Annotated in this window: 16 protein-coding genes and 1 other annotated feature; of the genes, 12 read left to right on the top strand and 4 right to left on the bottom strand. The window is 37.4% G+C overall.

Going from position 1 to position 13,941, the window contains the following annotated elements:
- Positions 1-42 precede the first annotated feature (42 nt).
- The 4 genes from AC1DMU_RS23650 to tyrS all read left to right on the top strand — a co-directional run bounded on the left by AC1DMU_RS23650 (position 43) and on the right by tyrS (position 2,884).
- Positions 43-498: a hypothetical protein gene (locus tag AC1DMU_RS23650; RefSeq protein WP_088064577.1), complete on the top strand. Its 456-nt coding sequence runs from the start codon at positions 43-45 to the stop codon at positions 496-498.
- Positions 479-1,024, top strand: a complete 546-nt coding sequence (locus tag AC1DMU_RS23645; RefSeq protein ID WP_088064576.1) for an RNA polymerase sigma factor — start codon at positions 479-481, stop codon at positions 1,022-1,024. The genes AC1DMU_RS23650 and AC1DMU_RS23645 overlap by 20 nt, the downstream gene beginning before the upstream one ends.
- Entirely contained in the window at positions 1,005-1,250 is a 246-nt protein-coding gene (locus AC1DMU_RS23640; protein WP_088064575.1) for a hypothetical protein, read from the top strand. Before AC1DMU_RS23645 ends, AC1DMU_RS23640 begins: the two co-directional genes overlap by 20 nt.
- Positions 1,251-1,327: 77 nt before the next feature.
- Positions 1,328-1,557, top strand: a binding site (T-box leader).
- Positions 1,558-1,627: 70 nt separating this feature from the next.
- Positions 1,628-2,884 (top strand): tyrosine--tRNA ligase, encoded by a 1,257-nt coding sequence (tyrS, locus tag AC1DMU_RS23635; protein ID WP_046956195.1) that lies wholly within the window; start codon positions 1,628-1,630, stop codon positions 2,882-2,884.
- 78 nt (positions 2,885-2,962) lie between these two features.
- Here the strand turns inward: tyrS and AC1DMU_RS23630 are convergent, their stop codons facing one another.
- A complete protein-coding gene (locus AC1DMU_RS23630; RefSeq protein WP_088064574.1) occupies positions 2,963-3,265 on the bottom strand; it encodes a YjdJ family protein in 303 nt (100 codons plus the stop codon).
- Positions 3,266-3,415: 150 nt separating this feature from the next.
- Between AC1DMU_RS23630 and AC1DMU_RS23625 the strand changes: the two genes are divergently transcribed.
- Positions 3,416-3,544, top strand: coding sequence for a transporter (locus AC1DMU_RS23625; protein WP_087985417.1), 129 nt, complete (start codon positions 3,416-3,418; stop codon positions 3,542-3,544).
- Between the two features lie 54 nt (positions 3,545-3,598).
- Here AC1DMU_RS23625 and rpsD read toward each other — a convergent pair whose 3' ends face one another.
- Entirely contained in the window at positions 3,599-4,201 is a 603-nt protein-coding gene (rpsD, locus tag AC1DMU_RS23620) for a 30S ribosomal protein S4 (protein ID WP_000135322.1), read from the bottom strand.
- A 400-nt stretch (positions 4,202-4,601) separates the two neighbouring features.
- On the opposite strand from rpsD, the gene megL reads away from it, so the two are divergent.
- Positions 4,602-5,780 (top strand): methionine gamma-lyase, encoded by a 1,179-nt coding sequence (megL, locus tag AC1DMU_RS23615; protein WP_106382691.1) that lies wholly within the window; start codon positions 4,602-4,604, stop codon positions 5,778-5,780.
- 62 nt (positions 5,781-5,842) lie between these two features.
- Here the strand turns inward: megL and AC1DMU_RS23610 are convergent, their stop codons facing one another.
- On the bottom strand, positions 5,843-6,322 hold the full coding sequence (locus AC1DMU_RS23610) for a GAF domain-containing protein (protein WP_048544449.1): 480 nt from the start codon (positions 6,320-6,322) through the stop codon (positions 5,843-5,845).
- A 147-nt stretch (positions 6,323-6,469) separates the two neighbouring features.
- On the opposite strand from AC1DMU_RS23610, the gene refZ reads away from it, so the two are divergent.
- Positions 6,470-7,108, top strand: a complete 639-nt coding sequence (gene refZ / locus AC1DMU_RS23605; RefSeq protein WP_088064573.1) for a forespore capture DNA-binding protein RefZ — start codon at positions 6,470-6,472, stop codon at positions 7,106-7,108.
- Between the two features lie 11 nt (positions 7,109-7,119).
- Here refZ and AC1DMU_RS23600 read toward each other — a convergent pair whose 3' ends face one another.
- Positions 7,120-8,064, bottom strand: a complete 945-nt coding sequence (locus tag AC1DMU_RS23600) for a DMT family transporter (RefSeq protein WP_088064572.1) — start codon at positions 8,062-8,064, stop codon at positions 7,120-7,122.
- 124 nt (positions 8,065-8,188) lie between these two features.
- On the opposite strand from AC1DMU_RS23600, the gene AC1DMU_RS23595 reads away from it, so the two are divergent.
- The 5 genes from AC1DMU_RS23595 to AC1DMU_RS23575 all read left to right on the top strand — a co-directional run bounded on the left by AC1DMU_RS23595 (position 8,189) and on the right by AC1DMU_RS23575 (position 13,821).
- Positions 8,189-9,031 carry a LysR family transcriptional regulator gene (locus AC1DMU_RS23595; protein WP_088064571.1) on the top strand — a complete coding sequence of 281 codons (843 nt, stop codon included), beginning with the start codon at positions 8,189-8,191 and terminating at the stop codon, positions 9,029-9,031.
- A 207-nt stretch (positions 9,032-9,238) separates the two neighbouring features.
- Positions 9,239-10,951 carry a septation ring formation regulator EzrA gene (ezrA, locus tag AC1DMU_RS23590; RefSeq protein WP_088064570.1) on the top strand — a complete coding sequence of 571 codons (1,713 nt, stop codon included), beginning with the start codon at positions 9,239-9,241 and terminating at the stop codon, positions 10,949-10,951.
- Positions 10,952-11,179: 228 nt separating this feature from the next.
- Complete coding sequence (locus AC1DMU_RS23585; protein ID WP_088064569.1) at positions 11,180-12,322, top strand: cysteine desulfurase family protein; 1,143 nt, start codon at positions 11,180-11,182, stop codon at positions 12,320-12,322.
- 6 nt (positions 12,323-12,328) lie between these two features.
- Complete coding sequence (thiI, locus tag AC1DMU_RS23580; protein ID WP_088064568.1) at positions 12,329-13,543, top strand: tRNA uracil 4-sulfurtransferase ThiI; 1,215 nt, start codon at positions 12,329-12,331, stop codon at positions 13,541-13,543.
- Between the two features lie 80 nt (positions 13,544-13,623).
- On the top strand, positions 13,624-13,821 hold the full coding sequence (locus AC1DMU_RS23575; protein WP_000091640.1) for an alpha/beta-type small acid-soluble spore protein: 198 nt from the start codon (positions 13,624-13,626) through the stop codon (positions 13,819-13,821).
- The last annotated feature ends 120 nt before the right edge of the window (positions 13,822-13,941 follow it).

Here is a 13,941-nt window from a genome sequence, read left to right as displayed (position 1 = left end):
TCTGTATACATTTATGAAAGAATAGATGAGGGAGGCTTTTATATGTCTAATAAATTACTTCTTGCTTTTGCTTTAATTGGAATTATAGTCGTATTTTCTTGTGGTCTTTTCTTACCGATGCCAATCGGATTTAAAGTATCAATGATTACAGCTGGGGTCATGATGATTGTTATGTTTTCAATCATTATTCCATTTGATAGAAAACATATAGTAAGAAAAAATGGATATAAAATTGATTTTACAAAAACAAAAGTGTATTTTCGCTGGAATGTATTTGATACAATTTCGGCTTGTCTTGCAGTGTATGCATGCATATGTGTGCAAGCATTAAATATTTTAGTTTCAACCGGTCATACAATACAAAACCCGTATGTTCAATTTTTTACAAATCAATCACAAGTATGGATTATTGTCGCAAGTGTATATTTAATTTCCCGTATTTCGTTAACGTTAAAAGGAATAAAGGAGATCAAAAATCATGGCGCAGATTGGGATTGAGGAGGAGCTCATGCTTGCGTATCAAAGTGGAGATAAACAGGCGGGAGAAAAACTATATGTTTTAATCAAACCAGCGCTATACACATTTTTGTATCGATTTAACCGAGATGAACAATTAAGTATCGACCTTGTGCAAGATACGTTTTTGACGTTAGAGCGTAAGAAACATATGTATGAACTTGAAAAAGGCAAAATAAAAACGTATTTATTTCAAATTGGTTATCGTCTCATGATTAATAAATTAAATAGAAGAAAAAAGTGGCATACGCTTTTGCCATTTTTAGTGCCGATTCAGGAAAAAGAATTTTCCCACGAAGATCGGCTCACAGTAAGAGAAGCAATTTTGAAAGTTCCGGAAGAGCAGCGAGCTGTCCTTATTCTTTCTTATTATCATGATATGCAGCAAAAAGAGATTGCTGAGATATTAAACATTCCGATTGGAACAGTGAAGTCGAGACTTCATAACGGGATAAAGAAATTGAAACAATTGCTGGAGGTGGATGAAATTGAGCGAAAATCCCTTTAAAAGTGAATATAAATTAAAGCAGCATTTAGATAGTGATTATGTAGAAATACCAGATTTTCCAAAAACGGTAAGTCGCTTCGATCGATTAATCGGATTTCTTGGTTCTCCAGCGAAAGATCCTGTGGAGGCGACGATTGGGAACGATTTATCTGTTGTGTTTCATGTATCGTTATTAGTTGGAGTTCCAATTCTTTCTCTTATTACGATACTCTTTGCGACGTTGTAAAGGATTAGCAAGAAGAGAAACTCGACCTCTATTTGACACGCCTATATAAATGATGGTATAAAGAAAAGTATATGAATAATTGAGCGTGGAAAGGGAGAAGTAGTGATCATTTCCCTGTTTTAGAGAGCTGATGGCCGGTGAAAATCAGCACATAGATGATCGCGAATTACGCCCCTAGAGCATCTTTTTTCGATTGAATTGTATTCAAAAGGGAAAAGACGGTGCTAAGCCGTTATGTAAATAAGGTGGTAGGCTTTTTTTTGCCTGCAACTAGGGTGGTAACGCGATAATCAAAATCGTCCCTTATTTGAAGGGGCGATTTTTTTATGTTTTCAACCTTCACGCCAGTAATGAACTTAAAGGAGAGTATGTAGGATATGGGTATTTTACAAGATCTTGAATTTCGCGGTCTAATTAATCAGCAAACAGACGCTGAGGGACTTGAGCAATTATTAGAAAAAGAAAGCGTTAAATTATACTGTGGTTTCGATCCGACAGCGGATAGCTTACACATCGGTCATATGTTACCAGTATTAATGTTACGTCGCTTCCAATTAGCTGGTCACCAACCAATCGCACTTGTTGGCGGTGGTACTGGTATGATCGGTGACCCAAGTGGTAAAAAAGCAGAACGTACATTAAATACGAAAGATACAGTTGCTTACTACACAGAAAGCATTAAAAACCAACTTTCAAACTTCTTAGAGTTTGAAAATGTGGACAACCCAGCAACAATGGCTAACAACTATGACTGGCTTGGTAACTTAGATGTAATTTCATTCTTACGCGATATCGGTAAAAACTTCGGTTTAAACTATATGTTAGCAAAAGATACAGTAGCATCTCGTTTAGATACTGGTATTTCATTCACTGAGTTTAGTTATATGATTTTACAATCATACGACTTCTTAAACTTATACCAAAACCATAATTGCCGCTTGCAAATCGGTGGTAGTGACCAATGGGGTAACATTACAGCTGGTCTTGAATTAATCCGTAAATCAGAAGAAGATGCGAAAGCGTTTGGTTTAACAATTCCACTTGTTACAAAATCTGACGGTACGAAGTTTGGTAAAACAGAAGGCGGCGCAATTTGGTTAGACCCAGAGAAAACAACTCCTTACGAGTTCTACCAATTCTGGATTAACACAGATGACCGCGACGTTGTTAAATACTTAAAATACTTCACATTCTTATCTCATGAAGAAATTCTTGAGCTTGAAAAGCAAGTAGCTGAAGCACCAGAAAAACGTGCAGCACAAAAAGCATTAGGTGCTGAAATGACAAAACTTGTTCACGGCGAAGAAGCATTAGAGCAAGCGATTAAAATTTCAGCTGCATTATTCAGCGGTTCTGTAGCAGAATTGACTGCAAGCGAAATCGAGCAAGGATTCAAAGACGTACCATCTGTAGAACGTACTGCAGAAGATACAGTATTAATCGACTTACTTGTAGAAAGCAAAATCTCTCCATCAAAACGTCAAGCACGTGAAGATGTAACGAACGGCGCAATCTACGTAAACGGTGAACGTACACAAGCATTAGACTACGTTGTAACAGAAAACGACCGCATCGAAGGTAAATTCACAATCATTCGCCGCGGTAAAAAGAAATATTTCTTAATTCGTTACTAATCAGAAACGAATATAAAACAAATAGTACCCCGGATTGTAGGCTGAAAAGTTTATGATTCGGGGTTTTTATGTATGAATTTAGATTACCTTACGAGTTCTTGTAAATAGAATATGAAGAATTAATATGAGCATATAAAGTAAGCTACTGAGCATAACAATAAATGCTGTTGGATAAAATTTTGCTGCATATATAAAGAAATCGATTTGATAAATATCTTGGTAATTTGAAACGGTGCCTTTAAAGTAATTCGTAAACTTAGCGCTATATTTCCATTCATCAGGATCATCTATTAAATTACTCCCCTGATACCAATTAATAAGCGCGGAAGTAATAAACAACATACATGCACTACCCAATTGAACCATTTGATTTATTGTCAAAATGAATCGACCTCCTATTTAATGGTTATTATAGCGTGCATTCATATTCCTGTAACCTTTTTGTTGTAATCTCCTTTTCGAGTTCATACGGAAATCACATGTAAGCGGTATGATAAATGTATAACAAATAGAAAGGAGTGGTAAAACAACATGTCACTAGAAGCGCTCATTATTTTTTCTTTGCTAAACGCAGGTCAGCTTGCAGAGAATTCGAAGGTGGATGTACATAAAGAGCAGAAAGATGCTTATGTATATGTTCAACAAGAGGAAAATAAATAATTTTATTTTATATATAAACGAAAAAAGCCAATCCAGAGGATTGGCTTTTTGTCATTAACGAGAGTAGAACTCTACGATTAATGCTTCGTTGATTTCAGCTGCTAACTCAGAACGCTCAGCGTGACGAGTGTAAGTAGCTTCTAATTTATCAGCATCGAAAGTTAAGTATTCTGGTACGAAGTTGTTAACTTCGATCGCTTCTTTAACAACAACAAGGCTGTTAGATTTTTCGCGAACGCTGATTGTTTGACCAGGTTTTACACGGTAAGATGGGATATCTACGCGAGATCCATCAACTGTGATGTGGCCGTGGTTTACTAATTGGCGAGCTGCACGACGAGTGCGAGCTAAGCCCATACGGTAAACTAGGTTGTCAAGACGAGCTTCAAGAAGGATCATGAAGTTTTCGCCGTGCTTACCAGGCATTTTACCTGCTTGGTCAAATGTGCGACGGAATTGACGCTCAGTCATGCCGTACATGTGACGAAGTTTTTGTTTCTCTTGTAATTGTAAACCGTATTCTGAAAGTTTCTTACGTTGGTTAGGACCGTGAGGACCTGGTGCGTAAGGGCGTTTTTCTAATTCTTTTCCTGTGCCGCTTAGAGAGATTCCAAGACGACGAGACAGTTTCCAAGCTGGACCTGTATAACGAGCCATAGTTGACTCCTCCTTTAAAAATGTTTTTATTTACGTAAAATAAAAACAGACGTAATCGATATTTACGGGCATTTTGTTTTCATGTACCTTCGCTCCAGCAGCAGGGAGTTACGAGATACACCTCCGTAGAGGAACAAAATACAAACGATAAACTCACATTACAAGGCTGCCTTTTTATTTTACACAAACGCTATTATATCTTTTACCCAGAGTTTCGTCAAGCAAGTACGTTTTTGTTTTATGCATATAAATTTTGGAAATGAACAAGAAGGAATTTAAAACGATATAAAAGAAGTGATAGAAACACAAATGAAACGCTTACATAAAATGTAGTAAAAAATGTTCATTAATTTTTTGTTGATGAATATGCGGGAATAAAAACATAAAAGGGGATGTTTTTATGAAAAAGAAGCATATGGAGACAGCGTTAATTCATCACGGGTATACATCTGAGGAACATAAAGGAAGTTTAACACCACCGTTATTTCAAACGTCTACATTTACATTTGAGACTGCGCAGCAAGGAGAGGCGAGTTTTGCGGGAGTGGATCCGTCTTATATTTACTCAAGACTTGGAAATCCAACTGTAAAATTATTTGAAGAACGTATGGCGGTGTTAGAAGGAGGAGAAGAAGCACTTGCTTTCGGATCAGGAATGGCAGCTATTTCAGCAACGTTAATTGGCTTTTTAAAAGCTGGAGATCATATTATTTGTTCAAATGGATTATACGGGTGCACGTACGGTTTTTTAGAAGTGTTAGAAGAGAAATTTATGATTACGCATTCGTTTTGTGATATGGAGACAGAGGATGATGTCGAAAATAAAATCCGTCCGAATACAAAGGTTATTTTCGTTGAAACACCGATTAATCCAACGATGAAATTAATCGATTTAAAACAAGTTATTCGGGTTGCGAAGCGAAATGGCTTACTTGTCGTTGTTGATAATACGTTTTGTTCACCTTATTTACAAAGACCGCTTGAGCTTGGTTGTGATGCGGTTGTTCATAGTGCGACAAAATATATTGGTGGTCATGGCGATGTTGTGGCGGGTGTAACGATTTGTAAAACGAAAGCATTAGCTGAAAAAATTCGCCCGATGCGTAAAGATATCGGCGGCATTATGGCGCCGTTTGATGCGTGGTTATTGTTACGTGGATTAAAGACATTAGCGGTAAGGATGGACCGTCATTGTGATAATGCAGAAAAAATTGTATCGTTTCTGAAAAATCATGATGCGGTAGAAGGTGTTTGGTATCCAGAAGGGGAGTTAGCATCTCGCCAAATGAAACGGGGAGGTGGTGTGATTTCTTTTTCAATTAAAGGCGGAAAAGAAGAGACGCAAGCGTTTATCAATGACCTTCACTTTATTACAATTGCCGTAAGTTTAGGGGATACAGAAACGTTAATTCAGCACCCAGCAACGATGACACACGCTGCGATTCCAGCTGAGCTAAGACAAGAAATGGGTATTTACGATAATTTAATACGTTTATCTGTCGGTTTAGAATCATGGGAAGATATCGTTTCTGATTTAGAACAGGCACTAAAGAAAGTATCTACTGTTAGTAATCAATAAAAAAGAGTGAGCTATCGGTTTCGTACGTGATGTACGCAATCGATAACTCACTCTTTTCTTTTTTAAATATGTTTTAGGAGTGTTTCCACAAACTTTTCTAAATAGCGCTGATCTACTTCATCAAAACGATTTTTTTCAGGGCTATCAATATCAAGTACACCGATGATAGTTCCTTCTTTCACGATCGGTACGACGATTTCTGAATTAGAAGCACTGTCGCAAGCGATATGTCCTGGGAATTGGTGAACGTCTGCTACAAGTTGCGTTGTTTTTGTTTCAGCTGCAACGCCGCAAACGCCTCGTCCAAATGGAATGCGCACGCAAGCGGGCATTCCTTGGAAAGGTCCAAGAACAAGCTGATTTCCGTCTGTTACATAAAAGCCAACCCAATTCACACGATCTAAAAATTGATTTAATAATGCGGACGCATTTGATAAGTTTGCGACTACGTTCGGTTCGCCAGTTAATAATGCATCCAGTTGTTTAATTACTGTCTCGTATTGCTCTTCACGAGAACCTGCATAACTTTCTTTTGTAAACATGGAAACAACTCCCTTTTTATCGAGATGTGTAAAATATTAGCAAAATACGATGTATTTCACATGACTTTGTCGATAGAAAATTAAAGGAATTTGTCTTAAAAGTCAAGAAATTTAAACTATAGCTGTTCAGTGAGAGGAAGTGAGCGCATGAAACAGACGAAACAAAAAGTAATTGATGCGGCAATATCGTTGTTTAACACGAAAGGTTATGATGGAACGTCGGTGCGAGAAATTGCAAAGCGAGCGGATGTGAATGTAGCGAATATTTCATATTATTTTGCTGGAAAGCAAGGTTTATTAGAACAGCTTATTACTGATTTTTTAGAAGGATATATTCATGTGATTGAAATGTCGTTCGAACAGAGAGAATATTTGTCGGCTAAAGATGTGATGGTGCAAATGGTGCGCGAGATTTTACGATATCAATTTGAAAATAGGGAACTGACACGTTTCTTCTACCGAGAGCTTTCACTTGATACGACATTAATTCGCGAAGTGATGACCATTTACTTTTCTAAAGAAAGATATTATATAGAGCAAATGATTAGACAGGGACAAATGAAGCAAGAGTTTAAAAAGGTATCTTTTACAATGTTTATGACGCAATTAAAAGGCATGATGAATATGCCGTTTTTATATCCACAATATATATCAGAAGTGCTGCATTCATTTCCGTCTGAGACATTTTTCATAGAAATGTACACGAAAGAAATTGAACAATGGATGGAGCAAACATTATGTATAACGAATATATACTATGAATTGCCAAGAGCTGTTCATATGTGAAAAATCCCCACCTAACGAACTGAGGTGGGGATTTTTGTGCTTTCTTTCCTTTGCCATGCATTGTTGCATAATAGCGCAATAATTGTTAATGAGGCTCCGGAAATTTCAATTTTGTCGACTGTATAACCTCGAAAGATGGAACCGATAAGTGCAAGTACAGGAACTAAATTCATAAATAATATGCCGTTAATAGATGAAATATAGCGATTTCCTGTGTTCCAGCAAAATACAGCGATAACACCTGCAACAATCGACATATACAAGAGTTCAAAACGAACGCTCATAATGGTACGAAGTGACGGCATAGTAACGATGTTTGTGTACGTGAAGAAAGTGACGATAACGATGAGTGAAATGGAGCCGAATAAACAAGTTAACGTCGTATATCGAAGTGGTGACCAAGATTGAAAACGAGCACCACCGTTCGTGTAAATGACCCAGCAAGTAACGCCGCATAGCATAAGTATATTTGTTGAGAGGTGACTGGCAGCTCCAAATAATAAGTGAATATTTCCTTTTGAAATGACGAGCATAACACCGAGCAATGCAACGAACATACAAAGGAATGTGTAGTTTTGTGGGCGTTTGTTTTTTGTTATCCACTGCAATAATAAAGCGATGAGTGGCATAAGAGACTGAATCATCGCAGCATGAATGGCCCCAGAAGGCCCGGCAAGTTGTTGGCCGTAAAAAATGAGAAAACCATATCCAGCGAAACCGACTGTTCCGTAAAAGAATAACGAAAGTGTTCTTTTCTCTAAGCGGAGTGAAGTTTTTCCTTCAGTAATGAATAGCAAAATAAGAAAAATAATAGCTGCTGATCCGTATCGGATAGTTGTGAAGAAGAACGGATCAATAAACTGCAGGGCATTTGCCATGACAGGAAACATAAATCCCCAAGCCGTTACGGCAAGTAAGCATAGGAGGGATCCGAGTAGCATTTGTTTTTTGTCCAAGAGTATCTTTCCCCTTTACATTTCGTTATAGTAAGTTGATGAAATAAGTATAAAGAGTAATTGTTTATAGAAGGAAATATCGATTTTTTATGACAGTTATAACTTTATGTTAGAGGTGTGTACGATGGATTTGGAGGCAGTACGATCGTTTCTTGAAGTAAAGAATACGCGAAGTTTATCAAAGGCGAGTAAGCTTTTACATATTTCTCAACCGGCGCTTAGTAAACAAATTCAAAGGTTAGAAGCGGGCTTAGAGGTTACTTTACTGAAGCGTTCCGCACAAGGAGTGGAGTTAACAGAAGCTGGAGAGTTATTTATAACAAGAATGTTACCGATTTTGGAACACATATATGAAGTGAAAGCCGAAATGAAGAATTTTCAAGAGAAGCGGAAAATTTCTATAGGCATATTGCCAAGTTTAGCAGCTCATTACATATCAAAATGTAAAGATGTATTAGGTGACGGATTCGAAGTAGAATGGAAAATTGAGCATACGAAAGTACTAATGGGACTCTTTAAAGAACGGAAGATTGAAGCGATGTTCGTCGATTCAGTAGTAGAAGACGCTACGTGTATAAAAGAAATGCGAGTAGAAAAAATTGTTTGTGTCGTTTCAAATGATCATCTTTATAAAGAGAAAACAGTGATCCGAATGGAAGATTTGCAAAATGAAAAGTTAATCGTATACCCAGAAATCTGTGATGTAAGGAAAATGATTACGAATATGTTTCAGGGGATAGGTGCGAAACCAATCATTGCATTTGAAACTTCTTATGCAGAACCGATGCTTGCGATGGTCGGAGCTGGACTTGGTATTACGTTACTTCCAGAAATGTCAGTAAAGCAAGCGGTAAAGCAAGGGAATGTGCATGCGATTTCTATTGAACCACCACTTGCACGCAAAATTTATTTCGTATCCCATATGGAAGAGAACCCGTTATTGCAATCATTTGATGATGGAAGCTAATCCAAACAGAAGATTGAGAAAGATTACAATTGCATTGAAAGAAACATGAAATTTTAAAAAAAACTAGGTCAAAAACAAGCCATTACATGGTATGATTAGTACATTGTTAGTTGTTAAATATAGGGGGATTCCCTTTTTATACATAATGCCTTCCATTTCATAAACGGAACGGACAAAAAAAGAGATATAACTAGGAGGCTTTTTTGCATGGATTCTATCCTGACGATCGTTATCATTGTAGTAAGCTCTATTCTAGTGCTGCTCATGATAGAGCTTGTGATAAGAAATCGTTCATATAAAGATATTGAAGCACTGGAGCAGTGGAAACAAGAGATAAAAGATAAACCTGTGGCAGATGAACTAAAACGGGTGAAAGATTTAAACATGACGGGTCAAACAGAAGAACTGTTTGGTAAATGGCGTGAAGAATGGGATGAGATTGTATCAACAACCCTTCCGAAAGCAGACAAAGATTTAGCGCAAGCGCGAAAATTCGCCTCGCAATTCTCCTTCCGAAAAGCAAAGCATGCGATGAATGAATCCATAAGTGGTTTAGATGACGCTGATAATCGTATTACAGATATTTTAAATGAATTACAGCAATTGTTAGAAAGCCATGAAAAAAATAGCTCGGAAATTGAAGAGTTACGTGATACATATCGTAGTATGAAGAAGAGTGTTCTTGCTCATAGACATATGTATGGAGCAGCAGAGCAGAAAATCGAAGAGATGCTAGATGCTGAATCTAATAAGTTTAAAAGCTTTGAAGAGGCAACAGATAATGGTGACTATTTAAAAGCGAGAGAAATTGTTATTAGTTTAGAAGAAGGTTTGGCAAGCTTAGAAATCATTATTCATAAAATTCCGGATTTATTGGTAGAGTGTCAAGCGACGTTACCAGTTCAGCTGGAAGATTTATTACAAGGACATAATGATATGGTAAGACAAGGTTATGTATTAGAGTATTTGGAAGTCCCTAAAGAAGTTCGTGATATGACGACACAACTACACACATGTTTAATGGATATACAGGAGCTTCATATAACAGAAGCCGCTGAAAAAGTAGAAAACTTAAAAACGCGTTTAGATGGCTTCTATGATCAACTGGAACAAGAAGTACATGCGAGACATTATGTGGAGCAAAAAACACTTTCTGTTTATGAAGACTTAGAAGAAATTCGTACTGAAACGATTGAAACAAAAGCAGAAACACAACTTGTGAAACAAAGTTATCAGCTACAAGATAAGGACATTGAGTCTCAAAAAGTAATTGAAAAGCAAATGCATATTTTAACGAAACGTTTTGAAATGCTGCGATTACGAGTTGCGGAACAAGATATAGCCTTCTCTATTATTCGTGAGGAACTAGAAGAGGTTTATGAGCAATGTGAAACGTTAAAAGTACTTCATGCAGAATATAAAGAAATGCTGCAAACGATGCGTAAAGAAGAATTTGAAGCACGTGAGAAGTTACAAGAAATGCGAAATATCATTTTTGAAACGAAACGTTTTATGCAAAAGTCGAATTTGCCAGGTCTTCCAGAAAGCATTATGGAAGATTTACAAAGAGGACAAATGGCAATGCAAGCTGTATATGAACAGTTAGAAGTGAAACCGTTAAATATGAATGCTGTAAATAGCAGTTTAGAAGAAGCGTACACAACTGTTAATGGTGTAGCTGAAATGACAGAAGAGTTAATTGGACAAGCGTATTTAGTTGAAAAATTAATTCAATACGGTAATCGTTACCGCAGTCATGATGAGAACCTTGCAGAGAGCTTAAATTATGCGGAGAAATTATTCCGTGAATATCAATACGATGCAGCTTTAGAACAAGCGGCTTCTGTACTAGAGCAACTTGAACCTGGCGTTGTTCAAAAAATAGCTGAATATGTAGACAATGAACAAACCCTTTCATAAGGGTTTGTTTTTTTGTGTAATTTTGGGGACGATGTTGCTATAATGAATAGCGGAATACAGTAAGGTTATTCGTTTTAAAATATAGTGAAACTGTAGTCAGTAGGGTCATCCTCGCTAATTATCGGCCTTCACAATCGGGATAAAATGGAACCTTTGAGTAGTCTTAGCGTAATTACACGTATTTGTGATATGATTATATGATGTGATAGCGCTGAAAGGGGAAGAACGATGATCTATTTTGATAATAGTGCGACGACGAAGCCATATCCAGAAGTCCTTCAATCGTACGTAACGGTTGCTGGAAAATATTTTGGAAACCCTTCTTCTATTCATTCGCTTGGAGGAGAGGCAGAGCGTCTATTAACACAATCAAGAACGATTGCAGCGCAGCTTCTTCACGTTAAACCTTCTGAGATTATTTTCACATCAGGTGGAACGGAAGGGAATAACCTTGCGATTAAAGGAATAGCGATGAGGAATCGTTCGCGCGGTAAACATATTATTACAACAAATATTGAACACGCGTCTGTGTTTGAAGCATATAAACAATTAGAAGATCTCGGTTTTGATGTAACATATTTACCGGTTAATGAGCATGGTGTTGTATCGGTAGAGGATGTAAAACGAGCACTTCGTGAAGATACGATTCTTGTGTCAATTATTCACGTGAACAACGAGACTGGAGCAATTCAGCCTGTTGCTGAAATTGGAACGTTATTATCGAACTATCCGAAAATAAGATTCCATGTGGACCATGTACAAGGGATAGGAAAAGTACCGCTTGATTTATATGCTTCTCATATTGATCTTTGCTCAATATCTGGACATAAATTCCACAGTGTAAAAGGAACGGGTCTTCTTTATGTACGTGATGGCGTAAGATTAGATCCAATTTTATCAGGTGGTCAACAAGAGCTTAAGTATCGCTCTGGTACAGAAAACTTACCTGGCATTGTAGCGATGGTGAAAGCACTTCGCATGACAATGGAACAAGTGAAAGAAAAGATAGCTCATTTGCAAAATTTACAAACAGAGCTTGTCCGTTTCTTGAAAGAGATGGAAGATGTAACGATTAATACGTCGCTTGCATATGCAGCACCGCACATTTTAAATGTGTCATTTGTTGGTTTAAAACCAGAAGTGGTCGTTCATGCTTTAGAAGAGCACGGTGTATATGTATCGACGAAGTCTGCTTGTTCTTCAAAAGCAAATGAAGTGAGCAGAGTGTTAGTGTCAATGGGAGTACCCCATGCCGCTGCTGCAAGTGCTATTCGTATTAGTTTGGCACCAGAAAACACGATGGAAGAAGTAAAACAATTTGAAGGTATTGTGAAAGAGACGATGCCAAAATTATATGAAGTGATGAGGTAAAGGAATATGATGACATATGAATATATTTTAGTTCGTTATGGAGAGATGACGACTAAAGGTAAGAACCGCTCTAAATTTGTAAGCACATTGAAAGATAACGTAAAGTTCAAGCTGAAAAAGTTCCCAAATATTAAAATCGATGCAACGCATGACCGTATGTACATTCAATTAAATGGCGAAGACCATGAAGCAATTTCTGAAAGATTGAAAGATGTATTCGGTATTCATAAGTTTAACTTAGCGATGAAAGTACCATCAGAATTAGAAGATATTAAAAAGGGTGCATTAGCAGCTTTCTTACAAGTAAAAGATGATGTGAAAACTTTTAAAATTACAGTGCACCGTTCTGATAAGCGCTTCCCAATGAAGACGATGGAGTTACTTCCAGAAATCGGTAGACACATTTTAGAAAATACAGAGGATATCACAGTAGATGTTCATAATCCAGATGTGAATGTACGTATAGAAATTCGCAGTGGTTACAGCTATATTATGTGTGGTGAGCATATGGGAGCTGGTGGTTTACCAGTTGGTGTTGGCGGAAAAGTAATGGTACTTCTTTCTGGTGGTATCGATAGCCCAGTAGCAACGTACTTAACGATGAAACGCGGCGTGTCTGTGGAAGCAGTTCATTTCCATAGCCCACCTTTCACAAGCGAGCGTGCAAAACAAAAAGTAATCGATTTAGCACAAGAGTTAACGAAGTACTGTAAACGTGTAACGCTTCACCTTGTTCCATTTACAGAAGTGCAAAAAACGATTAATAAAGAAATTCCATCTAGCTATTCAATGACAGTTATGCGCCGTATGATGATGCGTATTACAGAGCGTATCGCAGAGGAGCGTAATGCACTTGCAATTACGACTGGTGAAAGTCTTGGACAAGTAGCAAGCCAAACGTTAGATAGTATGCATACAATCAACGAGGTAACAAACTATCCGGTTATTCGTCCACTTATTACGATGGATAAATTAGAAATTATTAAAATCGCTGAAGAAATCGGCACATATGATATTTCAATTCGTCCGTACGAAGATTGCTGTACAGTATTCACACCAGCAAGCCCATCGACGAAGCCAAAGCGTGAAAAAGCGAATCGTTTTGAAGCGAAATACGATTTCACACCATTAATCGATGAAGCTGTAGCGAACAAAGAAACAATGGTATTACAAACGGTAGAAGTAGTGGCGGAAGAAGACAAATTCGAAGAACTTTTCTAAAACCATAAATTACCATATCTAAAACGTGTATGAAGTCATGTTATTTATCACACTCTATACTCACAAGGAGGTGATATAACATGTCACGTAGCACAAATAAATTAGCGGTTCCTGGTGCTGAATCAGCATTAGACCAAATGAAATACGAAATCGCTCAAGAGTTTGGTGTTCAACTTGGAGCAGATGCAACAGCTCGCGCTAACGGTTCTGTTGGTGGTGAAATCACTAAACGTCTAGTTTCACTAGCTGAGCAACAATTAGGTGGTTACCAAAAATAATCCCATATAAGATGGCTTAGAAAGAGCGGGTTTTCCCGCTCTTTCTTTTTGTTGTTTGCATCGGTATACATTCATTTCGACATAGACATAAAAAATTTGTCAAAAGAAGAGGGTTCAAAA

It is taken from the genome of Bacillus sp. 01N45, from assembly GCF_056399205.1.
The sequence above is the reverse complement of the archived record's forward strand: the minus strand, read 5'-3'. Positions and strand labels throughout refer to the sequence as shown.